This is a genomic window from Gordonia aichiensis NBRC 108223 (assembly GCF_000332975.1).
GTDB lineage: Bacteria > Actinomycetota > Actinomycetes > Mycobacteriales > Mycobacteriaceae > Gordonia > Gordonia aichiensis.
Genome location: NZ_BANR01000007.1, coordinates 140,993 through 167,822, shown reverse-complemented (window position 1 = coordinate 167,822; position 26,830 = coordinate 140,993). Strand labels below are relative to the sequence as shown.

27 protein-coding genes and 1 tRNA gene are annotated in these 26,830 nt (G+C 66.7%); 16 read left to right on the top strand and 12 right to left on the bottom strand.

The genetic code is table 11. From position 1 onward, the window contains the following. Positions 1-16: 16 nt before the first annotated feature. Positions 17-2,053, bottom strand: a complete 2,037-nt coding sequence (locus GOACH_RS10985) for a hypothetical protein (RefSeq protein ID WP_245551875.1) — start codon at positions 2,051-2,053, stop codon at positions 17-19. Positions 2,054-2,100: 47 nt separating this feature from the next. On the opposite strand from GOACH_RS10985, the gene GOACH_RS10980 reads away from it, so the two are divergent. Further along, the gene (locus GOACH_RS10980; RefSeq protein WP_373279085.1) at positions 2,101-2,469 is read left to right on the top strand and encodes a chorismate mutase; all 369 of its coding nucleotides are present in this window, start codon (positions 2,101-2,103) and stop codon (positions 2,467-2,469) included. A 102-nt stretch (positions 2,470-2,571) separates the two neighbouring features. Then, on the top strand, positions 2,572-4,245 hold the full coding sequence (gene pgi, locus GOACH_RS10975) for a glucose-6-phosphate isomerase (RefSeq protein ID WP_005174514.1): 1,674 nt from the start codon (positions 2,572-2,574) through the stop codon (positions 4,243-4,245). 1 nt (position 4,246) lies between these two features. Here the strand turns inward: pgi and GOACH_RS10970 are convergent, their stop codons facing one another. Continuing rightward, positions 4,247-4,780: a hypothetical protein gene (locus GOACH_RS10970; protein ID WP_005174512.1), complete on the bottom strand. Its 534-nt coding sequence runs from the start codon at positions 4,778-4,780 to the stop codon at positions 4,247-4,249. Between the two features lie 18 nt (positions 4,781-4,798). On the opposite strand from GOACH_RS10970, the gene GOACH_RS10965 reads away from it, so the two are divergent. Then, the gene (locus GOACH_RS10965) at positions 4,799-5,461 is read left to right on the top strand and encodes a hypothetical protein (RefSeq protein WP_005174511.1); all 663 of its coding nucleotides are present in this window, start codon (positions 4,799-4,801) and stop codon (positions 5,459-5,461) included. A gap of 44 nt (positions 5,462-5,505) precedes the next feature. On the opposite strand, the gene GOACH_RS10960 is transcribed toward GOACH_RS10965, so the two are convergent. Genes GOACH_RS10960 through GOACH_RS10950 form a run of 3 tightly spaced genes read right to left on the bottom strand, consistent with a single transcriptional unit; the run spans position 5,506 to position 7,956 of the window. Further along, entirely contained in the window at positions 5,506-6,249 is a 744-nt protein-coding gene (locus tag GOACH_RS10960; RefSeq protein WP_005174509.1) for an SDR family oxidoreductase, read from the bottom strand. Positions 6,250-6,259: 10 nt separating this feature from the next. Then, positions 6,260-7,069, bottom strand: a complete 810-nt coding sequence (locus tag GOACH_RS10955) for a class I SAM-dependent methyltransferase (protein ID WP_005174507.1) — start codon at positions 7,067-7,069, stop codon at positions 6,260-6,262. Further along, positions 7,066-7,956, bottom strand: coding sequence for a DNA-formamidopyrimidine glycosylase family protein (locus tag GOACH_RS10950; protein WP_005174505.1), 891 nt, complete (start codon positions 7,954-7,956; stop codon positions 7,066-7,068). The genes GOACH_RS10955 and GOACH_RS10950 overlap by 4 nt, the downstream gene beginning before the upstream one ends. 25 nt (positions 7,957-7,981) lie before the next feature. Here GOACH_RS10950 and GOACH_RS10945 point away from each other — a divergent pair, with 25 nt between their 5' ends. Continuing rightward, positions 7,982-8,722 (top strand): 3'(2'),5'-bisphosphate nucleotidase CysQ, encoded by a 741-nt coding sequence (locus GOACH_RS10945; RefSeq protein WP_005174504.1) that lies wholly within the window; start codon positions 7,982-7,984, stop codon positions 8,720-8,722. Between the two features lie 59 nt (positions 8,723-8,781). Here the strand turns inward: GOACH_RS10945 and cobF are convergent, their stop codons facing one another. Together cobF and GOACH_RS10935 are read right to left on the bottom strand one after the other, a co-directional pair. Next, positions 8,782-9,540: a precorrin-6A synthase (deacetylating) gene (gene cobF / locus GOACH_RS10940; RefSeq protein ID WP_040518368.1), complete on the bottom strand. Its 759-nt coding sequence runs from the start codon at positions 9,538-9,540 to the stop codon at positions 8,782-8,784. A 7-nt stretch (positions 9,541-9,547) separates the two neighbouring features. Continuing rightward, positions 9,548-10,369 (bottom strand): SDR family oxidoreductase, encoded by an 822-nt coding sequence (locus tag GOACH_RS10935; protein WP_005174500.1) that lies wholly within the window; start codon positions 10,367-10,369, stop codon positions 9,548-9,550. A gap of 144 nt (positions 10,370-10,513) precedes the next feature. Here GOACH_RS10935 and GOACH_RS10930 point away from each other — a divergent pair. Next, positions 10,514-10,586: transfer RNA gene (locus tag GOACH_RS10930), tRNA-Arg, on the top strand. A 47-nt stretch (positions 10,587-10,633) separates the two neighbouring features. Here GOACH_RS10930 and GOACH_RS10925 read toward each other — a convergent pair. Continuing rightward, a complete protein-coding gene (locus GOACH_RS10925) occupies positions 10,634-10,882 on the bottom strand; it encodes a hypothetical protein (protein WP_005174499.1) in 249 nt (82 codons plus the stop codon). 10 nt (positions 10,883-10,892) lie between these two features. On the opposite strand from GOACH_RS10925, the gene GOACH_RS23990 reads away from it, so the two are divergent. After that, the gene (locus GOACH_RS23990) at positions 10,893-11,135 is read left to right on the top strand and encodes a hypothetical protein (RefSeq protein WP_005174498.1); all 243 of its coding nucleotides are present in this window, start codon (positions 10,893-10,895) and stop codon (positions 11,133-11,135) included. A gap of 18 nt (positions 11,136-11,153) precedes the next feature. Here GOACH_RS23990 and GOACH_RS10915 read toward each other — a convergent pair whose 3' ends face one another. After that, a complete protein-coding gene (locus GOACH_RS10915; protein WP_005174497.1) occupies positions 11,154-12,098 on the bottom strand; it encodes an alpha/beta hydrolase in 945 nt (314 codons plus the stop codon). A gap of 490 nt (positions 12,099-12,588) precedes the next feature. Between GOACH_RS10915 and GOACH_RS10910 the strand changes: the two genes are divergently transcribed. Further along, complete coding sequence (locus GOACH_RS10910) at positions 12,589-13,533, top strand: putative endonuclease domain-containing protein (protein ID WP_005174490.1); 945 nt, start codon at positions 12,589-12,591, stop codon at positions 13,531-13,533. 67 nt (positions 13,534-13,600) lie between these two features. On the opposite strand, the gene GOACH_RS10905 is transcribed toward GOACH_RS10910, so the two are convergent. Then, complete coding sequence (locus tag GOACH_RS10905; protein ID WP_005174489.1) at positions 13,601-14,032, bottom strand: SRPBCC family protein; 432 nt, start codon at positions 14,030-14,032, stop codon at positions 13,601-13,603. A 126-nt stretch (positions 14,033-14,158) separates the two neighbouring features. Further along, positions 14,159-14,668: a MarR family winged helix-turn-helix transcriptional regulator gene (locus GOACH_RS10900; protein ID WP_005174488.1), complete on the bottom strand. Its 510-nt coding sequence runs from the start codon at positions 14,666-14,668 to the stop codon at positions 14,159-14,161. A gap of 61 nt (positions 14,669-14,729) precedes the next feature. On the opposite strand from GOACH_RS10900, the gene GOACH_RS10895 reads away from it, so the two are divergent. The 3 genes from GOACH_RS10895 to GOACH_RS10885 all read left to right on the top strand — a co-directional run bounded on the left by GOACH_RS10895 (position 14,730) and on the right by GOACH_RS10885 (position 20,081). Next, complete coding sequence (locus GOACH_RS10895) at positions 14,730-15,974, top strand: FUSC family protein (protein ID WP_005174487.1); 1,245 nt, start codon at positions 14,730-14,732, stop codon at positions 15,972-15,974. 184 nt (positions 15,975-16,158) lie between these two features. Continuing rightward, positions 16,159-18,330: a glutamine synthetase III family protein gene (locus tag GOACH_RS10890; protein ID WP_005174485.1), complete on the top strand. Its 2,172-nt coding sequence runs from the start codon at positions 16,159-16,161 to the stop codon at positions 18,328-18,330. Positions 18,331-18,440: 110 nt separating this feature from the next. Then, on the top strand, positions 18,441-20,081 hold the full coding sequence (locus GOACH_RS10885; RefSeq protein WP_040518366.1) for a PucR family transcriptional regulator: 1,641 nt from the start codon (positions 18,441-18,443) through the stop codon (positions 20,079-20,081). Positions 20,082-20,111: 30 nt separating this feature from the next. On the opposite strand, the gene GOACH_RS10880 is transcribed toward GOACH_RS10885, so the two are convergent. Continuing rightward, entirely contained in the window at positions 20,112-20,834 is a 723-nt protein-coding gene (locus GOACH_RS10880; protein WP_005174481.1) for a GntR family transcriptional regulator, read from the bottom strand. 98 nt (positions 20,835-20,932) lie between these two features. Here GOACH_RS10880 and GOACH_RS10875 point away from each other — a divergent pair, with 98 nt between their 5' ends. From GOACH_RS10875 to GOACH_RS10850, 6 genes are all read left to right on the top strand, one after another. Next, positions 20,933-22,087, top strand: a complete 1,155-nt coding sequence (locus tag GOACH_RS10875) for a TIGR03364 family FAD-dependent oxidoreductase (RefSeq protein ID WP_005174479.1) — start codon at positions 20,933-20,935, stop codon at positions 22,085-22,087. 33 nt (positions 22,088-22,120) lie between these two features. Beyond that, complete coding sequence (locus GOACH_RS10870; protein WP_005174477.1) at positions 22,121-22,804, top strand: phosphonatase-like hydrolase; 684 nt, start codon at positions 22,121-22,123, stop codon at positions 22,802-22,804. A 109-nt stretch (positions 22,805-22,913) separates the two neighbouring features. Beyond that, entirely contained in the window at positions 22,914-23,969 is a 1,056-nt protein-coding gene (locus tag GOACH_RS10865; protein ID WP_040518364.1) for a 2-aminoethylphosphonate ABC transporter substrate-binding protein, read from the top strand. Position 23,970: 1 nt separating this feature from the next. Then, a complete protein-coding gene (locus tag GOACH_RS10860; protein WP_005174468.1) occupies positions 23,971-25,149 on the top strand; it encodes an ABC transporter ATP-binding protein in 1,179 nt (392 codons plus the stop codon). Then, positions 25,146-26,024 carry a 2-aminoethylphosphonate ABC transporter permease subunit gene (locus GOACH_RS10855; RefSeq protein ID WP_005174466.1) on the top strand — a complete coding sequence of 293 codons (879 nt, stop codon included), beginning with the start codon at positions 25,146-25,148 and terminating at the stop codon, positions 26,022-26,024. Before GOACH_RS10860 ends, GOACH_RS10855 begins: the two co-directional genes overlap by 4 nt. Then, positions 26,024-26,821 carry an ABC transporter permease gene (locus tag GOACH_RS10850; protein ID WP_005174464.1) on the top strand — a complete coding sequence of 266 codons (798 nt, stop codon included), beginning with the start codon at positions 26,024-26,026 and terminating at the stop codon, positions 26,819-26,821. The genes GOACH_RS10855 and GOACH_RS10850 overlap by 1 nt, the downstream gene beginning before the upstream one ends. The last annotated feature ends 9 nt before the right edge of the window (positions 26,822-26,830 follow it).

The window sequence follows — 26,830 nt, the reverse complement described above, 5'->3', positions numbered from 1 at the left end:
CGGAGCCACCGACACCTCAGCCGCCGAGGAGACGTGCGTCGACGACCTCGCCCACACGCCCGGCCCCCGTGTGCAGCGCGAGCCCCGGAGTCAGCGGCCGGACGTCGAGTTCGGTCCCGTGACCGTCGAGCTGCACATACACGACGTGCAGCCCCGCGGTGACCGGCACCGTGACCGGCGCCCCACCGTCGAGCGAAAGGCGCACCTGCCCAGCCGAATTCGCACAGTACCCCAGTGCGATCGTCCACCGCCACTGGATCAGCGGACCGTCGAGCCGCAGGCGACGCGGAGCGTCGAGTTCCGGTCGCGCGCAGGAACCGCGTCCGGCGGCGATCGATCGACGCGGGGTCACCGCGCCGGGTGTCGCATTGCCCGAGTTGTCGAGGACGACGAGACGGTCGGTGTGGTCGCCGAACTCGGGACGATCCCGGAGCCTGCCGAACGTATGGCTGATCTGGTTCTCGGGGTAGGCCACCGGCAGAAGCACCTCGAGCGGCAGCGCCTGATCGAACATCGTCGTGTCCTTGTTCGCAGCCAGCGCCCGCTTGGCGTTGGCGAGGTAGGCGCCGGTCGGGTCGTCGCTCCACGACGTCGAGTACGCCGCGGTGGAGATGATCGACGACGCGACGGCAAACGCCACGGCCATCACCCCGGCGAGCAGGAGCGGCGACGCTCCCGCCTCGCGCGCATGTCGTGCGCCCGCAGTGTCGACCGCACGCGCCCGCGTCATTTCCCGCGTCGGTGACGCCACCAGCAGTACAAAGGCCAGAGCCATGACGAGCGCGGCGTCGGGCAGGTAGCGCATCGTCTGCGCGAGCTCGAGAGCGGTGTTGGCGCTCGAGCGGTTCCACATGGGCGGGATCTGCACGACCACCACGTACAGACCGACCGCCACGAGGACTCCGAGCGCGCCGACCCGCGTCCGGATCGCCCAGATGGCGAACCCGGCGACCACGACCCAGCCTGCGACGATCATCCAGATCGACGGGAATCCCATCGGCGGGCTTGGCACCCAGCGCTCCCACTCCCACGGCCCGCCGACCAGCGAGGGGATGACTGCTTTGTTGATCGAGCGCCACACCAGTTGCGCGGTCTGCGACAGCGAGTGCGTCCCCGCCGTGGCATCCGAGACCGAGAAGTAGAGGATCACCCACACCACGAAGACCACTGCCAGCGGCGTCCACAGTGCGCGACCGCGTACGAACGCGACGACCAACGGCGTTCGCGGGACGGCCGGTTCCCTGGCGCCATCGGCAGTTAGGCCGGCCCCCTCGTCGAGCCTCTCGGTGTCGCCGTCGACCTTCCCGGTGCCCACGTCAGGCTTTGCGGTGCCGTCGAAGCGCGCGACCAGCACGGCGGCGATGAAGGCCACGGGCAGGATGAACAGCGACTTCTCGAAGAACGCCAGTGCCACCACGAAGATCACCGTCGACCTGATCACGACGAGCCTGCGTGACGAGGCGGGGACACGTCCGGTGCACAGCAGCACGGCGTCGGCGACGATCCACGCCATCGCCGCCTGCATCGGCAGCGAGTTGAGACCCGCGGCCCACCAGATGTATGCGGGCACCGTCAGCGGGGTGAACAGATAGAACGCAAGGGCGGTCAGCGCACCCACCTCGATCGCGGGCCGACGCAGCCCCACCCGCTGACCGGCTGTTCCCAGCACCACGCGGATCATCCGCCACACCGACAGCGACGCGAGTCCCTGGAGGATCACCAGCGTGATCGCGGGAACCACCCAGTTGACCGGTGCCGCGAGCGTGGAGAGACCTGCGACAAGGAACGCAGCAGGCATGAAGTGACCGTCGTGGCTGTGACCGAGGTACTCCCACGACCACACCGGAACTGTCGATGCCCGCCCGATGAGGACGAGATCGTCCCAGTAGAAGTTGCCGGTGGCCACCAGCCACGCCCGGACCACCAGGTGCGCGACGATCAGCACGATCGCCGTCACGACCGTGAGCGAACCGATCCGGCCTGCGAGCGCACCTCGCGGGTGCGGCTCGTCGGAGGTGGGTGACTGCGACGTCACCGTCGGGCTGCTCGGCATGGGATCTAGTAGAACCGTCGCGGGTGGCGCGTGGCAAAATCACCCCGGTGAGCGATGCGAGCAACGATCAGAACCCTGCACCGACATCCGAGTCGTCCTCGGCTGCTCCGGTGCCGTTCGAGGAGACGATCGACCTCGAGTACTACCGCCTCGACCCCTCCATCGACGACCTGTCCGACGAGATCGACGACCTGCGGCTCGAGATCGATCGCCTCGACGCCATCATCCTGGCCGCGATCAAGCGCAGGACCGCGGTGTCGAAGAAGGTGGGCGCGACCCGGATGGCCTCGGGCGGCCCGCGCCTCGTGCATTCCCGTGAGGTCAAGGTCATCGACCGCTTCGCCGCTCTCGGGCAAGAGGGACACACGCTGGCCATGTTGCTGCTCCGCCTCGGCAGGGGGCCACTGGGCCGCTGAGCGAAGGAGCGCACACGTTGTCATGGTGAACCGTCGGTAACGAGACGTCAGTCGGCGTCTCATCGCGACCCGCGCGGGCCCGTGAGCACATAGTGTGAGTACATGGGCACCGACGTCAGCAGCGGCAAGGACATCACAGCGACTCAATCCTGGCAGGCATTGGCGGCTCATCAGCCGCGTCTCGCCGCGCGCCATCTCCGTGAACTGTTCGCCGACAACCCCTCCCGTGGCAGCGACCTCACCATCGACGTCGGCGATCTGCACATCGACTACTCCAAACACCGCATCGACTCCGAGACGATCGAGTTGCTCGTCTCGCTCGCCCGCGAGGCAGATCTCGAACAGCACCGCGACGACATGTTCGCGGGCGTGCACATCAACACGTCCGAAGACCGTGCCGTGCTGCACACCGCGCTCCGACTGCCGTCCGACGCCCAGCTCGTCGTCGACGGTCAGGACGTGGTGCACGACGTCCACGAGGTCCTCGACGCGATGGGCGCCTTCACAGACAAGCTCCGCAGCGGAGAATGGAAGGGCCACACCGGAAAACCCATCACCGACGTCGTCAACATCGGCATCGGCGGTTCCGACCTCGGGCCGGTCATGGTCTACGGCTCGCTGCGCCACTACGTCGACACCGACATCCGCTGCCACTTCGTGTCCAACGTCGACCCGGCCGACATGGTGGCGACCCTCGCCGACCTCGACGCCGAGCAGACCCTGTTCATCGTGGCGTCGAAGACCTTCACGACGCTGGAGACACTGACCAACGCGGCAGCCGCCAAGCGGTGGCTCCTTGACAAGCTCGGTGCCGGCGCGGACGCCGTCGCCAAGCATTTCGCCGCCGTCAGCACCAATGCACAGGCTGTGTCGGACTTCGGGATCGACCCGGTCAACATGTTCGGCTTCTGGGATTGGGTCGGTGGACGCTACTCGGTCGACTCGGCCATCGGGTTGTCGGTGATGGCCGCGATCGGCAAGGAACGTTTCGCCGAGTTCCTCGCCGGATTCCACACCGTCGACACACACTTCCGCACCCAGCCACTGGAGAGCAACGCACCGGTTCTCCTGGCCTTGATCGGATTCTGGTACTCGAACTTCTGGGATGCACAATCGCGAGTGGTGCTCCCCTATTCCAACGACATGGCACGATTCGCGGCCTACCTGCAGCAGTTGACCATGGAGTCCAACGGCAAATCGGTGAAGGCCGACGGCGAGCACGTGACAACCGACACCGGAGAGATCTTCTGGGGCGAGCCGGGAACCAACGGCCAGCACGCCTTCTACCAGCTGCTCCACCAGGGGACACGGATGGTGCCCGCCGATTTCATCGGGTTCGCCAATCCGACCGACGACCTCCCCACCTCGGACGGCACCGGCTCCATGCACGACCTGCTGATGAGCAACTACTTCGCGCAGACCAAGGTACTGGCATTCGGCAAGACCGCCGAGGAGATCGAGGCCGAGGGCGTCAAGGAAAAGGTGGTGCCGCACAAGGTGATGCCGGGCAACCGTCCGTCGACGTCGATCCTCGCACCCGAACTGACGCCGTCGGTGATCGGCCAGCTGATCGCGCTCTACGAGCACCAGGTCTTCGTCGAGGGCACGCTGTGGGGAATCAACTCGTTCGACCAGTGGGGCGTCGAACTCGGTAAAACCCAGGCCAAGGAACTTCTCGGTGTCATCACCGACGTGCAATCCCCTGCACAGCAAGGGGATTCGTCGACGGACGCCCTGGTCCGCTGGTACCGCGCCGAGCGCGGACGCAAGGCCTGAGTCAGCCCCAGCGGTCGTCGTCGAACACCTCGGGAGGGATCTCGTCGCCCGGTTGGACGCCGAGCGCCTCGAGGCGACCCATCAGCGCAGCCGCGACAGCGACGTAGGTGATGAGGTCCTGCGGCTCGTCGGCTCGATCGGTTGCGTCGCCACCGAGGAACTCGAGGACCCGCGGCGGCACGCAGTCGCCCATCGCGAGGTCGCGTGTGCCCGTCGCGGTACGCCAGGCATCGAACCCCGTGACATCGACGGCGTCGGCGATCTCGCCGTCACGGACTGCCGCGCGCACGTCGTCGAGCGTCGCCAGTGGTCCCGACGCCCCGCTCGACGGGTCGAATCCGACAACGGTGTCGGGGGCGAGTTCGTCGTCATCGTCGAGAGTGAAGTAGACGATCCCGCGCCAATCGGCGCCTACAGCGGTGATGTCCTCGCGGCCGAAGATCGACTCGAGCAGCTCACTCACCTCGTCGGAGCGTCGGCGAGAGAAGAGCGAGAACGCGCCATTGGCGACCACTTGGCCCTGTGTGGTACCCACATCGGCTACCTTACGCACGTGAGAACTACCGTATCGCCGCTACGCCTCGGGGCGACGCTGGCCGCTGTCGCGGGACTACTCGGAGTCGCGGCATGCTCGTCGGACTCCGCGGGCACGGGCGAGAGCGCCACGTCGGTCCCCCGTTCGGCCGCGGTGACCGTACCGCCGGGTCAGCAGGCACGGACCGTACCGGGAACCGCACTCGATTTCGGCGCCTCCGCGGTGCTTCCCGCGGACGCCTTCCGCGCCGCGGGGTCGACGGCGATGTACACCGTCACCGGCATCACGCAGGGCAAAGACGTACCCAGCGCGCAGACACGCGGTGGCACAGCCTACTTCGTCTACGTCACGGTGACGTCGCTGGCGGCGCGGCCTGCGCCTGCGCCCGGAGTTCTCGGATTCGCGGGATCCGCGGACGGTCGCACCGCCGCGCTGACGATGCCGCCGTCGACTTCACTCGCCGACTGCGCCAATCCGAAGCCTCCCGAGACCATGCGTCGCGGCGACTCCTACGCCACGTGTCTCGTCGCCTACGCCGATGAGGGCCAGAAGCTCTCGTCGGTCATCTACTGGGCCGACACGACCGGCGACGACGCGCTCAACTACAAGGCGTCACCTGTCGTGTGGCGTAACCCGGCCGAGCCCGCCAGCAGTTCGCCTGCTCCCGCTCCTGCAGGCTGAGGGTGTCCCGCAATAAGCCGGTCGAACCCGTTGAGGGGCCCCGGTCAGATCATCCGGCGGGTCAGGAATCCGGGTAAGTACCTCAACGCTGCCGCGATCGGCACCCACGGCCACGGCGGAACCGGCGCGTACGACTTCTCCGCCTCGATGGCCTTGACCATCGCGGCGACCCCCGACCGTGTATCCGCCATCAGTGAGGTCTTCACCCCACGGTTGATGTCGGTCTCAATGTAGCCGGGCGCGATCACCGACACCGTGATCGGCGAGTTCGCGAACTCTGCCTGCAGCCCCTGCCCTATCGCCGTCACACCGGCCTTCGACGCCGAGTACGCCGTCTGCGCCTTCGGCAGACCACGGATACCGCTGATCGAGCTGACCAGGACCAGGTGGCCATGGTTCTGCGCGCGGAAAATCTCCAACGCGGCCTCGGCCTGCGCCAGCGCGCCGACCAGATTGGTCTGCACCGTCTCGATGTTGGCGTGGGCCTTGCCCGTACCGAGGGGTGCGCCCTTGCCCAGCCCCGCGTTGACAATCACGCGATCGAGTCCACCAAGCTCGTCACGGAGCTTGCCGAAGACGACGGGAACCGCGTCGACATCGGTGACGTCGAGCGGACTCACGGCCACGTGGGCCGCGCTCGGGCGCAATTCGTCTGCGAGCGTCTCGAGGCGATCGAGTCTGCGGGCAGCGAGGCCGAGCGCGCGGCCCTGTGCAGCGAACTCTCGCGCCATGCCTTCGCCGAGCCCCGAGCTCGCACCGGTGATCAGGATCTTCTGTCGGGTCGTCACGCCCGACAACCTACCCCGAGACACGGGAGCGACGAGTCAGCAGCACCACTGCGGTCTGCGCGTCGTCTCCCACGACGCTGTGCGCGTCGCACCAGATTCCGCCGCTCGTCGGCGCGAGCAGTTGCTCGGCCTGTGTCACGTTCAGCTCCATCAGCAGCGCTCCGTCGTCGGCGAGCCAGTCCGGCGCTTCGGCGACGAGCCGTCGGGCGTGGTCGAGGCCGTCAGCACCGGCCAGCAGCGCCCTTGTCGGCTCATGGTCTGTCTCGTGGGGCAGCAGGCCCGCAGCGCCGTCGGGGACATACGGCGGCACGGCCGCGATCACGTCGATCGTGCCGAGTAGGTGCCGCGGCAGCGCCGACAATCCGTCGCCGCGATGGATCACCGCGTCGGTGGGCAGGTTTCGGCGCGCGTACTCCAGCGCTGTCGCATCGACATCGACGACGTGGAGTCGGCACTGCCTCACCGCGGCCGCCACCGACGCCGCAATCGGCGCGACGCCGCAATACGCCTCGACCACAACGGGTTGCTCGCCACTGCGGACGCGCACCGCCTCCACTGCGACGTCCGCGAGCGACAGCGATCGCTGTCGAGGAATGAACACGCCGGGTCCCACGGACAGGTCCACAGCACCGAACCGAACCGCGCCGACCACATGCTCGAGCGGCTCACCGGCGCATCGTCGGGCAGTCATCTCGGCGAGATGTCCGCGATCTCGCGCGGCGTCGAGCAGTATTGCGGCCTCTTCCTCCGCGAACACACATCCCGCCGCGCGCAGTGTTTCCACCAGCGCCGACTGCGCGCACCCGGTTGCCTCCGTCACTTGAGCAGCCGCGACATCCGGCGGTCGGCGAGTACCTTTCCACCGGTCTGACACGTCGGGCAGTACTGGAATGAACGGTCGGTGAAACTCACTTCGCGGATCGTGTCGCCGCAGACCGGACACGGCATGCCCGTACGCGCGTGCACCCGCAGACCGGTTCGCTTCTCCGACTTCAGTTTTGCCACCCCGAGACCTTCGAGGCGTTCGGTGGCGTCGGTCAGCACGCCGCGCATCGCGTCGTAGAGGGTGTCGAGCTGGCCGTCGGACAACGACTTCGACGACGCGAACGGCGAGAGCTTCGCGGTGTGCAGGATCTCGTCGGAGTAGGCGTTGCCGATCCCGGCGATGACCCGTTGATCGGTGAGCACGTTCTTGATCCGCCCCGAGGTGCCGTGCAGAATCCCGGCGAGCTCGTCACGGCTCACCACCATCGCATCCGGGCCGAGTGAGGCGATGCGATCGACGTCGGCGACATCACGGACCACCCACACCGCCAGCCGCTTCTGGGTACCCGCCTCGGTGACATCGAACCCCTCGCCGGGAAGACCGCAGTGCACCCGCAGCGCGATCGGACTCTTGCCGCCGGGGCGCAGCGGACGTGGCGAGAGGTCCTCGCTCCATCGCAGCCACCCGGCGCGTGAGAGGTGGATGACCAGGCTGATCGTCGGCTCGTCGACCTGTTCTGCGCTTCCGGGGATGGTGGTGATCACCAGGTACTTGCCGATCCGGGTGGCCGAGTCGACGATGCGCCCGACCAACGCGGTGTAGGGCGGATCTGCGGTCTTGAGCACCGACAGGGAGGCGACGTCGATGCGTCGGATCGGAAATCCTGCCGCGTGATCGTCGACGTAGTCGGCGATGGCGGCGACCTCGGGCAGTTCGGGCATACCTCCAGTGTGCTCTAGTAAACGGATGATCTCCGCACATTCCGACGCCGAGCTCGCTGCTCGGATCGCGGACGGGGCAGGCGAGATCCTCGTCGGCGTGCGCTCGGGTCAGCTACTGGCCGGTCGGCAGCTCGGCGACGTCGGCGATGCGATGGCACAGGCGTGGATCGCGCAGGTCCTGCGACGCCACCGCGGTTCCGACGCCGTCCTCTCGGAGGAAGCCGACGACGTGGGCGACCGCGCCAGCGCCGACCGCGTCTGGATCATCGATCCGCTCGACGGCACCCGTGAGTTCGCGTCGGGAACCTCCGACTGGGCCGTACACGTCGCACTCACCGAGGGCGGCGCACCAACCGCAGCCGCTGTGTCCCTGCCCGCAACCGGCGAACTGTTCCGCACCGACACCGTCGAGCGGACAACCGGGCCGCTATCGGGCCGGATGGCGATATCGCGGTGGGGCGGCACCTATGAGGTCGCCGTCGTATCGCGTGCGCTGGGGCTGGCGCCGGTCGAGATCGGCTCCGCGGGCGCCAAGGCGATGGCCGTGGTCCGCGGCGACGTCGACGCCTACGTGCACTCCGGCGGCCAGTACGAATGGGACAACTGTGCGCCGGTCGGCGTCGCACTCGCCGCAGGCCTGCACTGCAGCCGGCTCGACGGCTCGCCCATCGTCTACAACCGACCGCACCCGTACATGCCCGACTTCGTGATCTGCCGCTCCGAGATCGCCGACGACCTGCTCGGTGCACTCGCCCTCGTCTGGTGAACTCTGCACGAGCGTGATGTGAGCATCAGCGTGATGCGCACTGCGCCGGGACAGCGCGCTCAGCGACCCTTGCGGAGCAGGTAGATGTCCATGATCCAGCCGATCCGTGCACGGGCAGCAGCGCGTTCGGCGGCGATCTGCTCGCCCACCTCGCCCACCCGACCGCTGATCAGGATCTCGTCGGGAGTACCGAGGTAGGCGCCCCACCAGATGTGGTCGTCGGGATCGGCGGTGGCACGGAACGCGAGGTCGGCGTCGAGCATGACAATCTGATTGGCGTCGGCGCCCGCGGGGGTGTCGGCGAGTCGACGCCCCGTGGTGATGTGGATCGGTTCGCCGATCCTGTTGGCGACGATCCGGTGCGCGGCGGTCAGCGCGCTGGCACTCGTCACACCTGGGATGACCTCGACGTCGAGTGTGAGATCGGACCGCTCCGACAGGTCGTCGACGATGCGCAACGTGCTGTCGTAGAGCGCGGGATCGCCCCAGACGAGAAACGCCGCGACTCCTCCGTCGGGGAGCTCGTCGCGCAGCGCGGTCGCTATGAGGTCCGCGCGGGCGGCGTGCCAGCGGCGGACCTCGGCGTCGTAGTCGACGGGGTTGCGGTCACGTGGCGGGTCGGCGAGCTCGATGAGTCGGTGTGATGAATCGGCATGGCGCGCAAGGATGTCCTTGCGTGCATCGAGGAGTCCGGTCTTGGCAGTGCCTTTCTCCAGCGCGACGAAAACGTCAACGTCGGCCATGGCCTCGATCGCCTGCAGCGTGATCTGCCGAGGATCGCCGGGGCCGATTCCGATGACCCGCAACGCTATTCGCATCGTCGACTCAGATCTTCACACGTCGCAGTCCGTGTTTGCGCGCTGTCATGTCGAGGATGAACTGGCGCGGCAGCAGCCGACGCAGCGCGAACACCAGTCCAGCAGAGTTTCCCTCGGCGTAGAACGGCTTCGGATGTTCTGCCAGTGCGGCGTCGACGATCACCCGCGCCATCTCCGAGCCCGAGATGCCCTCGTCCTCGTTGTGCCGGGTCGCGGCGGCGAGCGTCTCGTACTCGGCACGGTAGGGCGAGTCGTCGCCGATGTAGATGCTGCGCCGGTCACCGATTCCGGTCGCGATGGTGCCCGGCTCCACGCTGATCATGCGAATTCCATAGGGTGCGACCTCGCGGCGGGTGGCGAAGGCGAACGCCTTGAGGGCTGATTTCGTTGCCGCATAGTTCGATCGGAATGCGACGGGAAAACTCGACAGCATCGATCCGACCATGACCACGGTTCCCCGGCGCCGTTGGCGCATCCCTGGGAGCACGGCCTTGGTCAGCGCGATGGGTCCGAATACGTTGACACGGAACAGATCCTCGACAGCAGTGATGGGGGTGTCCTCGAGCGCACCCGCCTGCGATTCGCCCGCATTGTTGATCAGGATGTCGACGTCGCCCACCTCGCGTGCACACTCGGCGGCACTGTCGTAGTCGGCATTGTCGAGCCGGACGTATGTCACCCCGGCTACGGGGTCGGCCACGCTGTCGGGGTGGCGGCTGGTCCCGTACACACGATGGCCGGCCGATGCGAACTGCCGGGCGACCTCTTCGCCGATGCCACTGGTGGCGCCGGTGACGAGGACGGTGAGCGGAGAGGATGCTGTGGTCACGACTTCACCGTATCGCCTGCCCGCGCGATCGCGCCGAAGCGGGCGACCCCGAATCGTCGAAACAACACGGCAATGCACCCCGGCCGACCGCGGCGCGAGGTGCATTGCCATTGCGGTGGCGCGCTGTCGTAGACTCCACACGTCGCCTCAGTAGCTCAGGGGATAGAGCATTCCTCTCCTAAAGGAAGGGTCGCAGGTTCGAATCCTGCCTGGGGCACTGTGATCACCCTGCTGCCCTCCGGTTGGTGTGACGCGCCTGTCTCCTCAGCAGAGCGACGTCGACGCGTCGACGAACACGGCCACTTCCTTGTCGGTCGCAGCCCTGTGTAGTTGGGCCTGCAGGAGCGCAGCGGCGTACTTCTTCGCGTTCTCGCGGCCGCTACTCTCCCCTACTCGGCAGACCGCGTCGCCCAGTGATGCCGCGGCGCTCGGGTCGATCTCCAGACCACCTTCCCTCAGCTTCCGCTCGAACGCGGACTGCTGCGCAGGCTGCGGAGGTGCGACGGACTCCACCGACCCATCCGTGGGCAGTTCGGCCGGCCGCGTCGCCTGCGGTGGTGCGCTCGGCTCCGGGGCCGCGGGCGTCGTGGACACGCTCGACGGACTCGCAGACTTCGCCACCGAGCTCGACGCCGCTGAACTCGACGCCGCTGAACTCGACGCCGCCACGGCCGAGCTGTCGCCGGAGGCGGCGCTGTCGTCGGTTCCGCAAGCGGCCATCAGACCGGCGCAGGCCAGCCCCAGCATCGCCGCGGATACACGATGACGGCGGGCACGATGTTGCTCAGACACGGAAGAACCCCCTGTTCAGTGCGTTCCACACGGCGTCCTGCCAGTACGGCCAGTCGTGGAGACCCTGGACCGGGAAATCGGTCATCGTCGGCACGCGGTTGACCATGGTCTGGACGTCGAAGACATGCGTCAGCGCCGACGACAGCAGTTCGAGCGGGGCGCCCTGCAATATCAACGCCGGGTTGGCCAGCAACGCCTGCGGAGTCGCGGTGTAACCGGGAATCCCACTGCCGGTGTAGATGAAGGTGCGAATCCCGCGAAGCTTGTTCACCTGGACAAAGGGATCGTTGTCGAGCCATCGGGTACTCCACGGCGGACCCCACATCGCGTCGACGTTCATCGCCGGTGTGCCGCCGTCGAGCATCGGGAAGATCATGGCAGCGCGGATCGCCTCCCGCATGCCGGGCGCCGACAGGTTGAGCAGACCCGATAGCGAGCCCGCCGCGTCGAAGTCGCGGTGATTGTTGGCCGCAGTGATCAACGCGGAGCTGCCACTCATCGACAGCCCCATGATGGCGTAATGCCCTGAGGGACCGCGCAATCCACGCTGATCCATCGCCGCGACCAGACTCCTGTTGATCACGCAGCCCCACTTGTAGGTGTAGCCCTGGTTGCTGAAGTTGTCGGGCGCATTCCAGTCGGTGTAGAAGCTCATGTAACCCCCGACCGGCTGCACGACGTTGACGCCGTGGTCGGCGAGCTTCGCGACGTTGGTGTTGTGCTCCCAGCCGCTGACATCGTTGGTCGCGCGCAGGCCGTCGAGCAGGACGACGGTCTTCTTGTTCTGCGGACGCGTCCACGCGCGCACCTTCACCGTCCCCGCAGGCCCCCCTGGACTCTGCGTGGGCATACCGCACGAGTTGACCCACCACGTCTGAGCCGCAGGCGCCGCGTGCGCCGTACCCTCCCCGACCGCGATGACACCACCGATGGTCATGACCGCAACTGCCGACACACCCAGCCGACGTCCGATACGTCTCAGCGTTGACCCCGGCCACCCACGGCGCGAAGCTCCCACCTACATCACTCCTCGAACCTGGTTTCAACACCGAGAATCCACGCACCAGGCAACGCGGACCACGAAGAGTTGATCGAACGATCAAGTTCAGTCGTTACCGCGGCGAACAGAGTGAACTGAGAGCGAGGAACTACGAAAAGTACTGCACATCAACAGAAGTCACCGACGTGAGGCTCATCACATACGAACTCCCAGGTGGTTCCACGACCACGCAGGAAGGGACATTTCGACATGAACAGACCCTGAGAGCTGAGCCCGACACAGCCTGAGAGATCACGCCCGATTCTCACAGGCGGTTCGACCGTGTTGCGTGGGATCCAGAGGTGCAGAAATGCCCCCGAGGATCCCACGCAACTGAGCCTGTGGATGGATTTTCGACGACCCTTCTTGGTTCCGACATCCTGAAGCGGTGCAGTCAGGCAAGGGGTGGGTCGCGCTTGCGCGGCGGCAGGAGAATATCGTCACACGCGCGCAGCTCGCGGCTGCGGGAGTGGACAAGCGGTCCGTGCGGCGACGGATAGCGCTCGGTGAGTGGCAGGCTCTCGGTCCGAGAGTCGTGATGCTCGCACCGGGAGCCCCGACGGAGCTCCAACGCATTCGAATCGGTGCACTGTATTCGTGTGGTCCGACGTCTCTCGCGGGTCGCGCGGCGCTGGAGGCGCACGGCCTGAAGGGCTGGGCCGAGGGGCCTGTCGTGTTCTTCGTGGGGGCGGGTGATCGCAGTGCCCGGACCCCGCCGGAGGGAATCACCTACGTCCGTACGCGCCATGACCTGACCGCGCTGTCGGTGGAACGTGCGGGGACAGAGACGTTGCGGGTCGAGCCCGCAGCCCTCACGCTCGCTTCCGCGCTCGCCGCGGGATCGTGGGGCGAGCATCGATCGTCACGTTCGGCCGGAGGTCTCGTCGCCGCGGTCGTGCAGCAACGGTTGAGCACAGCGGAGTCGCTGCTCGCGTGGTGCGACAAGCTCCCGCGACTTCGTCACAAGCCTCTGCTGCGCGGATTCCTCGACGACATCGCGGGCGGGTCCGAGTCGATGGCCGAGATCGACCTCGTCCGGACATGCCGCGACTTCTCGTTGCAGCCGCCGGTGCGTCAGCGCCGTCGCTCCGACAGCACGGGCCGGACAAGGTACACCGACGCCGAATGGGATCTACCAGACGGATCGACGCTGGTGCTCGAGGTCGACGGGGCCTTTCATCGCACCCACACGTCGTGGGAGAGCGATCTGCGTCGCCAGCGGAGGTTGGCCGCACCGAGTCGGCGTGAACTCCGGTGCACCGCCGTCGAGTTGCGCACGGAGCCCGAAGAGGTGGTGCGCGACCTCATCGACGCCGGGGTGCCACAACTCTGAACGGACGCTCAGTTGTGTGGGATCCAGGGGTGCAGAAACGCCCCCGAGGATCCCACGCAACTCGAGCTCAGGTGAGCTGCGACCGCAGATTGCCGTCGGTCTGCTTGATCGCCTGCCCGACGAACGGCTCCAGGATGGCCCCGAGCGCGCGGCCGCCGAGTCCGCCGGGCAGCTTGTATTCGAACTCGACCTGCACCTCGGTGCCACCCTCCGTGTCGGCGAAGCGCCAGGTGGTGTTCGCCGGGAAACCGTCGACGGAGACGAGCCTGATCAGCTCGCCCTCGACCCACTCCTGGGTTTCCACGGTGGACTTCAACGTCTTCGGACCGACGTTCATCTCGGCAGCGAACGTGGCACCGAGCCCCGACGTGTGCTCGGTCACGGGATCGAACCGGGTGATCCCGAACATGTACTGCGGCACGTTGGCGTAGGTGTTCACGTAGTCGAAGACGGTCTGACGTGGCACGTCGATGGTGGCCGTGTGGCTGACCCCGGGCATCTGCACTCCTCGTGTTGTTCCGCCATACGGCGGTGGACGCAACTACGGTCAATGTTCCATTACCCGGTGTCGACGTCAGCGCCCGGGGTAAGTGACCGGGAGTGCTCGCACGCCAGGTGCCCGCGATCAGTCCCCGAGATCCATCGAGATGCGACGGAGCAGGTCGACGAGCACAGAGCGCTCCTGCGCGCTCAGCGGCGCGACAACGTCGGCGTCATCTGCGAGTCGGTTGGGTAGCTCGGCGTCGACCAACTCCCTGCCCGCATCGGTGAGCTCGAGCAGCACCACGCGCCCGTCGCGCTCGGACCTGCGCCGCGCGATCAGTCCGCGACGCGAGAGCGTCTCACTGATCTTGGTGATCGACGCCCCGCTCAGCATCGTCGTCGACACCACCTCGCTGGCACGAAGCGGGCGGCCGGACCTGGCCAGCGCACCCAGGACGTCGAACTCCGACCGCCCGATGCCGTGCGCCTCGAGTTTTCGGTCGAGACGATGATTCGACACCGTCGCTATCCGCTGGATACGGCCGAGAATCCCGATCGGCGCGACGTCGAGGTCGGGATACGACTGCGCCCACTCGGCCTCGATCCTGTCGACCAGGTCGCGACCCGGCCGGGCGTCGGCGCTGCTGTTCACGTGACGATGATAACCATCGCGCGAAACTATTTCACTACTAAAATAGTGTTAAAGTATTGGCATGCAGCGCTCTCTCGTCACCCCCTACATCCGAACCAGCGGCGCAGCCCTGCAGCACGCCGTGACACCGACGACCTGGCGCGAGGCATTGCGGGTCGACTTCAGCCGTGCCGGGGTGGCGGCGCCGCTCCGCGTGGGCGTGGCCGTGGGCGTGGTCCTCGTCGTTGGCGCGCTGCTCGGCCAGCGAGATCTCGCAGGACTTGCCGCGCTCGGCGCGCTCGTGTCGGCCTTCTGCCGCCCAGACCCCTACCCCGTCCGTGCTCCGCGACTCGTCGCCCTCGCGGTCGGAATCACCGCGGCAATCGCACTGGGCTCGACGATGGGCGTCTACGCGAATTCGATCGTCGTCGAGATCATCGTCACCGCACTGCTGGCCGGGATCGCCTGCTACTTCGTGTCGGCGTTGCGCATCGTCGGCCCGGGCGCAGTGATCTTTGTGTTTGCAGCAACCGGCGCCGCAGGCTTCGCCCACAGCCCCGCCGATATCGGCCGCGCAGTCCTGGCCTCGGTCATCGGAGCGGTGATCGGAATCGTCATCGCGCTGGCCCCGTGGCTGGCCAACACAGCTATGGCGCTCCTACGCGGCACGCGTACGGGTTCGTCGTCGACTTCGGTCACCGCACGACGTGAATCACTGTGGGTCAGCCTCGCGGGAGGACATTCACCGGCCAACCGCCGCCATCTCGCCCTCACCGCATTCCGCATCGCCGTTGCCGCGACGATCGCCGCGGTCATCGCCGTCGCGGTGCACCTCGACCATCCGATGTGGGCAGCGATGGGCGCAGTGGCGGCGATGCAGGGCGTCGAGTATCACCTCACCGTCCGACGCGGCGTACAGCGACTGCTCGGCAACCTCGGCGGCGCGCTGATCGCCGGACTCCTGCTCTCGATCCCGCTCGGCTACTGGGGCGCGGTCGCGGGCATCATCATCTTCCAGGTGCTCGCGGAGATCCTGTCGACCGTCAACTACGCCCTCTGCTCGCTGGCCGTGACACCGATGGCCCTGCTGCTGACCGGACTCAGCGCGGGCCTGAGTCCCGAAGCGGCAGTCGACCGAGTTCTCGACACCGCCATCGGCATCGTCGTCGGAATCGTGGTGGCGGCACTGACGATCCGCGGACACGAGATGGCAACGCTACACAGCGCACCCGAGCGCGTAGCGACCGTACCGGTATCGGCCGAATCCACTGCCCACGACGATGCAGCACCCGAGTCGAGCACCGCCGGGTATCGTTCGCGTAGCTAGCAGCCCACCGGAGTTCGCACCAGTGTGAAGCGTGTTTTCACGGGCGTCACACGAAGGCAATGACCTGGGTACGTCGTGCTCTTAGCGTCGTATCGCTTGATCAACGACACTCACTCTTCGGGGCCACCCGGCCACGGCGGACGCAGACGCGTCGCAACCGGAGAGCCGACCCAGGAGTTTATGTATGAGTGGCAGCATGTCCCGCCGTCAGGCCATCGAGGCCGTGACCACATACGAGATGGAATGCGACGGCTTCCCCGAGCCCCTGGCAGACACCTTCGGCCGCAATGTCTTCACGCTCTCGGCGATGAAGACGCGCCTGCCCAAGCACGTCTTCAAGGCTGTCGCAGCAACCATCGACAAGGGCGTTCCACTCGACCCGACCCTCGCCGACTACGTCGCCGCCGCGATGAAGGACTGGGCCATCGAGAAGGGGGCGTCGCACTACGCGCACGTCTTCTATCCGTTGACCGGCTTCACCGCGGAGAAGCACGACTCGTTCCTCGAACCCGACGGCGCGGACGGCTCGCTCGCCGAGTTCGCGGGCAAGACGCTGTTGCAGGGTGAGCCCGACGCGTCGAGCTTCCCCAACGGCGGCCTGCGCGGCACCTTCGAGGCCCGCGGCTACACCGGGTGGGATGTGACCAGCCCGGCGTACATTCTGGAGAACCCAAACGGCAACACCCTGTGCATCCCGACGATCTTCATCTCGTGGACCGGCGAGGCCCTCGACAAGAAGGTGCCGCTGCTGCGCAGCCAACAGGCGATGAGCAAGCAGGCGATGCGCGTGCTGAAACTGTTCGGCCACGAGGACGTCGACACCGTCGTCTCCTACGCGGGCCCCGAGCAGGAGTACTTCCTGATCGACCGCCACTTCTACTTCGCCCGCCCCGACCTCATGACGACGAACCGCACGCTCTTCGGCGCCAAGCCGTCCAAGGGGCAGGAGTTCGACGACCACTACTTCGGCGCCATCCCCGACCGCGTGCTCGCATTCATGATCGAGCTCGATCGCGAGCTGTTCAAGCAGGCCATCCCGGCCAAGACACGACACAACGAGGTCGCGCCCGGTCAGTTCGAGATCGCCCCGGTCTTCGAGCGTTCCAACATCGCCCACGACCACCAGCAACTCATGATGACGACGATCAAGAAGGTCGCCGAGCGCTACGGCATGGTCGCACTCCTACACGAGAAGCCGTTCGCAGGCGTCAACGGCTCGGGCAAGCACGTCAACTTCTCGATGGGCAACTCGAACCAGGGCAACCTGCTCAACCCCGGCGACACCCCGCACGAGAACGAGCAGTTCCTGGTGTTCTGTGCAGCGATCATCCGCGGCGTACACAAGTTCGGCGGACTGTTGCGCGCCTCGATCGCCTCGGCGTCGAACGACCACCGTCTCGGAGCGAACGAGGCTCCCCCGGCGATCATCTCGATCTTCCTCGGCGAACAGCTCGCCGACATCTTCGACCAGATCGCCAAGGGCGGCGCGAAGGAGAGCAAGTCGACGGGCGTCATCGAACTCGGCGTCGACACCCTCCCGCCGTTCAAGGCCGACGCCGGCGATCGCAACCGCACCAGCCCGTTTGCGTTCACCGGCAACCGATTCGAGTTCCGCGCGCCCGGTTCCAACCAGTCGATCGCCGATCCGATGATCGCGATCAACGCGATGCTCGCCGATTCGCTCGAGTACGTCGCCGACTTCCTCGAGAAGGAGAAGGAGGCGGGCACCGAATTCCACGGCGCCGTCCAGAAGCTCCTCGAGGAGATCATCACCGAGCACGGCAAGGTGGTCTTCAATGGCAACGGCTACTCCGACGAATGGCAGGAGGAGGCGGAGTCGCGCGGACTGCTCAACCTGCGCACCACCGTCGACGCGATGGCACAGTACGACCTTCCGGAGATCAAGGAGGTGTTCAGCAAGTACGGCATCCTGTCCGAGCGCGAGCTCGAAGCCCGTAAAGAGGTTGTGCTCGAACAGTATTCGCTGGCACTCCTCGTCGAGGCGAAGGAGACCCTCGAGATCGCCAAGACGATGATCCTGCCCGCAGCCACCCGCTACATGGGGGAACTGGCGAGCACCGCGGCAAGCCTCAAGGCCGCCGGAATCGACATGGAGACCCCGGTGCTGGCCACCATGACCGGCAAGGTGAGCGAACTCAACGCCGCGATGGACGCGCTCGAGGCGGCCATCGACGGCTTCCACGGCGACACCGTCGAGGCGGAGTCGGAGTACGCGCTCGGCTCGCTGATCCCCGCGATGACCGGCGTGCGAGAGGTGTCGGACGCGCTCGAGAGCGTCGTCGCCGACGATCTGTGGCCGCTTCCGACCTACAACGAGATGCTGACCATCCTCTGACCCGAGAGAGCTCGCGTGTGCCCGCCAGGACCCGGTCCCGGCGGGCACACGTGCGTTCACACGCACTTTCTCGAGCCGATCGGCCAGAACCGAGCGGTATCTTTGTCCACATGGACGAGCCTGGAGTCGGTGTGGGTCGGCTATTGCTCGCACTCGATGCAACCCTGGCGTCGCTGGCCGCGGCACCGCGCGGCCTCGACGTCACGATCAGCTCTGTCGCCCTCATCGATCCCGATGATCTACACCTTCCGCCGCATGCCTCGGCACGCGACGCCGACCTGTTCCTGATGGTCGGCGTCGACCCCGCCGATGTCGTCGTATGGCTCGACAAGCCCGGAGTGCGGTTGCCGGTCGCCGTGATGCTCAAATCCCCTCCACCCGAGGTTGTCTCGCGGCTCGACGAACTCTCGGTCGCCGTCATCGACGTCGATCCGCACGCCCGATGGGAACGCATCTACCGATTGGTCCTGCGCGTGCTCGACGCGGCTGCGGCTGCTCCCGGCGCCGAATCGATGCAGGCGGGCAGCATCGGCGATCTTTTCGAACTCGCCGGAGAAGTGGCCCGCCGCACCGGTGGCCTGGTGAGCATCGAGGACGCGCGCTCACACGTCCTGGCCTACAGCAGCGCGGGCGACGAAGCCGACGAACTACGCCGACTGTCGATACTCGGGCGCGAGGGGCCCGCGGAGATGCTCGCCTGGCTGCGCCAGTGGGGCGTGCTCGACGCTCTGCGCACCACCGACGCACCCGTGCCGGTCGCCGAACGCCACGAGCTGGGTTTGCGACCCCGCCTGGCCATCTCGATCCGCACCCCGCACGGGGACGGCAGCGGCGAGTTCCTGGGGGCGATCTGGTTACAGCAGGGGCGAGAACCCTTTGCCGACAATACTTCCGACATCCTCCGCGGTGCGGCCGCGGTCGCCGCCCGGATCATCGCGCGACGCCGTAGCGCGGGCAGCGGACACGACGACCTGGTGCGCAGGCTGCTCGGCGCGCGGGGCGACACGATCGACGCGACGTTTCTGGGCACGCAGCTGGGGATGAGGCCTGACGCGGACATGCACGTGGTGGCGTTCGGTGGATTGAACAGCGATTCGTCGAATGCCTCCGGAACAGGATGGTCGAAAGCCTTCGGGACAGGACCGACGCCCGCGATGGTGTCGGCATTGACGTTGCACGCCAGCGCATTCAGTCCCCTGTCGGTGACGACGACACTCGGCCCGCGCGCCTACGTGGTTCTTCCCGACGCCGAGCAGGAGCCGACTGTGGCGTGGGCGGGCTCTGCGGTTGCCGCGGCCCGCCGACAGTTCGGCGTCGACGCACGGGCCGTCGTCGCGGGTCCCGATGCGGGCCTCGCGTCGGTACACGCTCTCCGGACCCAAGGCGATCGTGTTCTCGATGCTGCGCAACGGGAATCGGATCTGATCGAACCCGTCACAACGGTCGCCGCGTCGACGACGGGAGTACTGCTCGGCGAGATCGTGGCACTGATCGAGGACAATCCCGAATTGATCGACGCGCGCGTTCTCGACCTCGCGCAGCGCGACGAGGAGTCCGGCAGCGACCTGACGAAATCATTGCGCGCCTATCTCGACCATTTCGGCGACGTGCGGGCCGCGGCCGACGCCCTGCACGTCCACCCGAACACACTGCGTTACCGCATCCGCCGGGTGCACGAACTCACCGGCATCGACCTCGATGATCCGGCGACAAGGCTGGTTGTCGCACTGACGTTGCGGGTACCCCGCTGAGGACGCACGTGCCGAGCGGGTCGGTCGCGATCACTCCCGCAATGTCGCCTGAAATGCGATGCGGTCACCGCGGAACAGCGACCAGACCACCTCGACCGGGTCGCCGTGCTGATCGAGAGATCTTCTGCGCAGCAACAGCATCGGCATGGCGGTGGTCGTCTCCAACAGCCGCGCCTGGCGTGGACTGGGAAGCGCTGTCTCGATGCGCTCTTCCGCACTGGCGAATGTCACCCCCTCGGCACGGATCGCCGTGTACAGCGATGTCTCCGGGTCGAAGGTCTCGTAGAAGTGCCCGAACCGTTCCTTGGGCAGGAACGTGCTCTCCAGTCCGAGCCGCTGCCCGTCGGCGAGCAGCACCCGTTCGAGGTGCATCACGGTCGACCCCGGTGCCAGTCCCAAACCGGCACAGACCGAGTCGTCGGCCACGACGTCGTCGAAGTCGATTCTGATACGGCTGGGCACCCGACCGAACTGCCGCGCACCTTCGGTATAGGACTTCAGCGACAGCGGTTGCACCATCTTCGGTGCCGACACCACGGTGCCCCGGCCGCGTCGTTCGATGCGCCCTTCGACAAGCAGTTCCTGCAATGCCTGACGCACGGTCTCCCTGGCAACCGAGAAGCGCTCGGACAACACACGTTCGGAGGGCATCGCGTCGCCCTCCTCGAGGTCGGCCAGCACGCTCTCGAGTTCGGCACGCACGCGAAGATATTTGGGCTGAACGTCGTCGAGCTCGTGCGCGCGTGTCTGCATGCGATTCATGCTACCCAATCCGGTCTAGACCAAAAGTTAACCCAGTGTTCTCAGAATCGTCGCTGTTTGGTCTAGACCAATGAGTCAGACTGGTCTGCATGAAGTTGATCATCGTCGGAGGCGGAATCCTCGGCACATCTCATGCACTTGCAGCCATCGAGCGGGGGCACGAGGTGGTCCTCATCGAACGGGAGCGTGAAGCGCGCGGCGCCACGGTCCGCAATTTCGGTCTCGTCTGGGTCTCCGGCCGCTCCCCCGGCGAGCTCGCCGCGGCACAACGCTCACGAGACCTCTGGGAGAAGATCGGCACCGACGTCCCGGGAATCGGGTTCCGGCCGTGCGGCTCGATCACCCTGGTGCGCACCGAAGCCGAGTTGGCCGTGGCGGAAGAGACTGTGGCACGGACAGATTCGACGGAGCGCGAGTTCACGCTCCTCGATCCCGCCGCGGTCCGCGCACTCAATCCCGCGCTGCGCGGCACCTACGTCGCAGGGCTGCACTGCGGGCGTGACGGAGCCGTCGAATCCCGAGTTGCATTGCCGGCACTGCGCGCCTTCCTCGCCGCCACCGGACGTTTCGAGTTCGTCGGGGGACGCGAGGTACGGGCCGTCGACTCGACGTCCGGGTCGGTACGGGTCACCGACGACCGAGGCGTTGTCCACCACGGAGATCAGGCGATCGTCTGTCCCGGCGCGGCGCATGCGGGACTGCTGCGCGAGCTGGTCGGCGCCGAACCGCCGGTGCGGCGCGTACGACTGCAGATGATGCAGACCGCCCCGCTCGACGAGAAGCTCACCACAGCCATCGCCGACGGCGACAGCTTCCGCTACTACCCCGCCTTCGCCGGTAACGCACTCGACCACCTCGGTGCCGTACAGCCCCAAACACCGGTGGCAGCAACCCATCACATGCAGTTGCTCTGCGTACAACGACTCGACGGCGGCCTCACCATCGGCGATACCCATGTCTACGACCGGACCGTCGACGGCGACGACGCCGACGTCTTCGGGTTCGACGTCACCGAGGATCCCTACCAGCACCTCATTGGCGTCGTCGAAAACCTGCTCGGTCGGTCGCTGCCCCCCATCGCTCGACGATGGGCGGGCGTGTACTCGCAGTGCCTCGACTCCTCGCACCTGGTGTATCGCGAGCAGGTCGCACCCGGCGTGTGGGCTGTCACCGGCCCCGGCGGCCGCGGGATGACACTCGGCCCGGCGATCGGCGAACAGACCGCAGACCTCCTCAACCTCTGACCCGGCACCATCGACTTCTCGAAGGAGAAAACCTTGTCCGACAACCAGATCACGCTCGCAGCACTCGACATGGCCGGTACGACCGTGGCTGATGGCGGTACAGTACTGGCCGCATTCGATGCCGCCGCCGCAGCTGTCGGCCTCCCCACCGAGGGCCCCGACCACGACGAGATCCGACGCTACGTCGTCGACACGATGGGGCAGTCGAAGATCGTCGTCTTCCGTCACCTCGTCGACGGTGACGAGGCGCGTGCGCAGGCCGCGAACACAGCCTTCGAGAAGGCATACGACGCCGCAATCATCGACGGTGGTGTGCGCCCCATCGACGGTGCTGCCGAGGCCATCACGGCGCTGCGCGACGCCGGAATCAAGGTGGCGCTGACGACCGGATTCAGCGCGGCAACCCAGAAGCTGCTGATCGATTCACTGGGCTGGCACGACATCGCCGACCTCATCGTCGCGCCGTCGGACACTCTGCGCGGACGCCCGTATCCCGACATGATCCTCTCCGCGCTGATCACCCTGCGTGTCAACGACGTCCGTGAGGTCGCGGTCCTCGGCGACACCGCCAACGACATCACCAGCGGAGTACGCGCCGGTGCGGGAATCGTCGCGGGTGTGCTCACCGGAGCACATGACGAAGGCACCCTCCGCGGCGCGGGAACGACCGACGTCGTACCCGACATCAGAGCTGCCGCAGCACTATTCCTCAACTGATCACCGGCCCGACACCTCCGGGCGACACGCCATCCACCTATCTCCGCTGTGCTGCATCGGCGCAGCACTGCACATCCTGTTCACACGCCACTCCACAAGGGGTTCCCTCATGCGCTTTTCCGCTCTCGCCCGTTCGTCGACGCGGGCCATCGCTCTCGCCGCAACGGTGGCCGCGATGACACTGACCGCAGCCTGCGGCGGCACCGGATCGTCGGATACGTCCGGCGGCAACTCACTGACCGTCTACACCGCCGACGGCCTCGGCTCTTGGTACAAAAGCGAATTCGCAAAGTTCACCGACCAGACGGGCATCTCGGTCAACATCGTGGAGGCCGGATCGGGTGAGGTGGTCTCACGTGTCCAGAAGGAGCAGTCCAATCCCCAGGCCGACCTGCTGGTGACGCTGCCCCCGTTCATCCAGAAGGCCGACGCCGACGGGCTGCTCGTCGCGAACGGCGCCGACACTTCCGGCGTCGACCCGTCGGCGATCGGACCCGGCGGAAACTATGTCGCCATCGTCGACAACTACCTGTCGTTCATCCGTAACCCGTCTGCACAGCCGGCTCCCGCGTCGTGGAACGACCTGCTCGACTCGCGCTTCAAGGGCAAGATCCAGTACTCGACGCCAGGCCAGGCAGGTGACGGCACCGCCGTTCTGCTCCTGTTGCAGCACCTGATGGGCAAGCAGGGAGCGCTCGACTACCTCGCCAAGCTGCAGTCGAACAACGTCGGTCCGTCGAGTTCGACGGGCAAGCTGCAGCCCAAGGTCAGCAACGGCGAACTCCTCGTCGCCAACGGTGACGTGCAGATGAATCTGGCGTCGATCCGTGATGACGGGTCGAAGTTCGATCTCTTCTTCCCCGCCATGCCCGATGGATCGCGCACCACGGTCTCGCTGCCCTACTACGCGGGTATCACCAAGGGCGCACCGCATGCGGACCAGGCCAAGAAGCTGCTGACCTTCCTGCTGTCCAAGGAGGTGCAGACCACGGTCGGTCCCGACGCGCTCGGCGTCTCGGTCCGCACCGACGTCACCGCACCCACCACGTCACCGAGTCCGGCCAAGACCGTTGACGGCGTGACGATCTGGCGACCCGAGTGGAAGTCGGTTCTCGAATCACTCGATTCCGACGTCGCCGCGTACCAGAAGGCGACGGGCAGCTGACATGGCGCGTAATCCGTTGACACGTAAGACCGTCACCGCCGAGAGCACCGGCTCTTCCGGCGTCACCGCGGCCCCCGCACAGCCGGCCATCGCATTCGACAGGGTGTCGGTCTCCTACGGACGTGGCAAGAATGTCACGGATGCGTTGCGCGACTTCACCTTGCGGGTACCACGCGGCGAGACCGTCGCACTCCTGGGGCCGAGCGGTTCTGGCAAGTCGACGGCGCTCAAGGCGCTCGCCGGGTTCGTCCGTCCCACCGCGGGCCGGGTCCGGTTGTCCGGCGACGACATCACCGATTTACCCCCGGCTCGTCGCGGTATCGGAGTGGTGGTGCAGTCCTATGCGCTGTTCCCGCACATGCGGGTGCGCGACAACGTCGCCTTCGGGTTGCGGGCTCGGCGGATACCCAAGCGCGAGATCGGTGATCGCGTCGACGAAGCGTTGTCCATGGTGAGTATGTCCGACTACGCGGCACGTCTCCCGCGTGAACTCTCCGGTGGCCAGCAACAGCGCGTGGCGATCGCACGCGCACTGGCGATCCGCCCCGACGTTCTGCTGCTCGACGAGCCGCTCGCGGCCCTCGACGCCGCACTACGCCAGTCCATGGTCGGCGAGCTGCAGCATCTACGTGATGCACTGCCCGACACGACGATGCTCTACGTCACCCACGACCAGACCGAGGCGTTGGCGCTCGCGGACCGCATCGGAGTGATGCGGGACGCGCGACTCGTCGACCTCGGCACCACCGAGGAGTTGTGGAACCGACCACCGTCGGGCTTCACGGCGTCGTTTCTCGGCGGAGCGAATCTGCTGCCCTGCCGTGTCGGCCGTGTCTCGGGGGCCACAGCCCTCGTCGAGGTCGGTGACAAGATGTTGTCGGCCACCGCTCCCGACCCGATATCTCGCTGGACGCCCGGGCTTCCCGCACACCTGTGCATCCGGCCGCACGAGATCGAGGTCACCGCGATGGGAGCGCACCGATCCCTGCGGGCACGGGTCACCTCGTCGGTCTGGCGGGGCGCGACGACGCGCGTGACGCTGTCGGTCGACGGCCTGCCCGATCAGCTCATCGACGCCGACGTCGCCGGGCGCGCCGATCATCCCGTCGACGAGGTCGTCGGGATCCGGTTGCCCGACCCGGCGGGCACACTCGTCGACACCGCGGGAGGGCCACGATGACCACAACCCTCGCCGAACCCGCACCCCCGACCGACCCGCCACGGAATCGGACGCCGGGACGGATCACCGCGACGGCCTGGGCTGTACCGCCGCTGGTGGTCATCGTGGTCATCGCCGTCTATCCGCTGATCCGCATGCTCGCGGAATCGGCCGGCGGACAGGGCCAGAGCACCTGGGGCGCAGTACTGAGCAGCGAGGTGTTCCTGCGTTCGCTTGGCACCACCGCATGGATCGCGGTGGCCTCGACGATCGGCTGCGTCGTGCTCGGTACGTTCTTGTCGGTGGTGCTGGCCTTCGTACCGTTCCCCGGTTCACGTTTGGTGGCGCGCATGATCGACACCGTGCTGGCGCTGCCCTCGTTCCTGATCACCCTCGCATTCACTTTTCTGTACGGTTCTGCGGGAGCGGTCAATTCGGCCATCGCCGCGGTCACCGGTGAACGCCCACTGCACTTCCTCACGACGCCGTGGGGTGTGATCCTCGCAGAGATCACCTTCTTCACGCCGTTCGTCGTACGCCCACTGCTGGCGGCGTTCGCGGTGATGTCGACCGATCAACTCAATGTCGCCGCATCGCTGGGTGCCTCACCTCTGCGCGTACTGCGCTCGGTGATCATGCCCGAAGCGTGGCCTGCGCTCGCCGCAGGCGGCAGCCTGGTCCTGCTGTTGACGCTCAACGAATTCGGCATCGTCGCGTTCACCGGAGCGAAGGACGTCACCACCCTCCCCGTCCTCATCTACACCCGTGGGATCGTCACCTTCGACCTACCGGGAGCGGCGGTGCTCGCGACAGTGCAGGTCGCGTTGTCGCTGGTGCTCTACGGCGCCTATCGCCTGTTGTTCGCCCGCCTGACCACTCGTCGAGAGAAGATCTGATGTTGTTGTGGACCCGCACCAGTCGGATGATCACCTGGATCGTCTTCGCCGTCGTCGTCCTGATGGTGTTCGTCGCCCCGATCGCCACCGTGGTGATCGCCGGTTTCGCGGGGTCGTGGACCGGCCCGCTGCCGTCGAATCTCGGCTTCACGCACTTCGGCGACGCACTCTCGGGAGAGAATCTGGCATCGCTCTCGGTCAGCTTGCAGACGGCGTTCATCGCGGGTGCCATCGCGTTGGTCCTCGGCACCTGGGCTGCCCTCTCGTCGCGAAAGGCACCGGCACCGGTGCGCCGCTTCACCGACGCGGTCTTCCACCTGCCGATCGCAGTACCCTCGGTCGCCGTCGGACTGGGTCTGCTGATCAGCTTCAACGCCAGACCGCTGCTGCTCGGCGGAACACGGTGGATCGTGATCGTGGCACACACGGTACTGGTCCTCGCATTCGCGTTCAGCGCCGTCACCGCTGCGCTCGAACGTCTCGACCCCGCCTACGCGCAGGCTGCGGAATCGTTGGGTGCCAGCCCGTTCCGGGTACTGACCCGGGTTACCCTGCCAATGCTGACACCTGCCCTGGGCGCAGCGGCCGGTCTCGCGATCGCGCTGTCGATGGGAGAACTGGGCGCCACGGTGATGGTGTATCCGGCGACGTGGAAAACCCTTCCTGTCACCATCTTCGGGCTCTCCGATCGCGGGCAGGTGTTCTCGGCCGCGGCGTGCACGACGGTGTTGTTGGCGACGACGCTGGTGGCGCTCATCGTCCTCGGCAGGATTCGTACCCGCTCGGCGGCTCGCTGAATGGTGATG

Bases quoted from the DNA above. Each gene is read 5' to 3' on its own strand.
- pgi (WP_005174514.1), top strand. From the start codon at position 2,572: ATGGGCACCGACGTCAGCAGCGGCAAGGACATCACAGCGACTCAATCC.
- GOACH_RS10855 (WP_005174466.1), top strand. From the start codon at position 25,146: ATGACCACAACCCTCGCCGAACCCGCACCCCCGACCGACCCGCCACGG.
- GOACH_RS10865 (WP_040518364.1), top strand. From the start codon at position 22,914: ATGCGCTTTTCCGCTCTCGCCCGTTCGTCGACGCGGGCCATCGCTCTC.
- GOACH_RS10945 (WP_005174504.1), top strand. From the start codon at position 7,982: ATGATCTCCGCACATTCCGACGCCGAGCTCGCTGCTCGGATCGCGGAC.
- GOACH_RS10885 (WP_040518366.1), top strand. From the start codon at position 18,441: ATGGACGAGCCTGGAGTCGGTGTGGGTCGGCTATTGCTCGCACTCGAT.
- GOACH_RS10850 (WP_005174464.1), top strand. From the start codon at position 26,024: ATGTTGTTGTGGACCCGCACCAGTCGGATGATCACCTGGATCGTCTTC.
- GOACH_RS10880 (WP_005174481.1), bottom strand. From the start codon at position 20,834: ATGCAGACACGCGCGCACGAGCTCGACGACGTTCAGCCCAAATATCTT.
- GOACH_RS10915 (WP_005174497.1), bottom strand. From the start codon at position 12,098: ATGACCATCGGTGGTGTCATCGCGGTCGGGGAGGGTACGGCGCACGCG.
- GOACH_RS10890 (WP_005174485.1), top strand. From the start codon at position 16,159: ATGAGTGGCAGCATGTCCCGCCGTCAGGCCATCGAGGCCGTGACCACA.
- GOACH_RS10950 (WP_005174505.1), bottom strand. From the start codon at position 7,956: ATGCCCGAACTGCCCGAGGTCGCCGCCATCGCCGACTACGTCGACGAT.
- GOACH_RS10985 (WP_245551875.1), bottom strand. From the start codon at position 2,053: ATGCCGAGCAGCCCGACGGTGACGTCGCAGTCACCCACCTCCGACGAG.
- GOACH_RS10895 (WP_005174487.1), top strand. From the start codon at position 14,730: ATGCAGCGCTCTCTCGTCACCCCCTACATCCGAACCAGCGGCGCAGCC.
- GOACH_RS10875 (WP_005174479.1), top strand. From the start codon at position 20,933: ATGAAGTTGATCATCGTCGGAGGCGGAATCCTCGGCACATCTCATGCA.
- GOACH_RS10860 (WP_005174468.1), top strand. From the start codon at position 23,971: ATGGCGCGTAATCCGTTGACACGTAAGACCGTCACCGCCGAGAGCACC.
- cobF (WP_040518368.1), bottom strand. From the start codon at position 9,540: ATGCGAATAGCGTTGCGGGTCATCGGAATCGGCCCCGGCGATCCTCGG.
- GOACH_RS10905 (WP_005174489.1), bottom strand. From the start codon at position 14,032: ATGCCCGGGGTCAGCCACACGGCCACCATCGACGTGCCACGTCAGACC.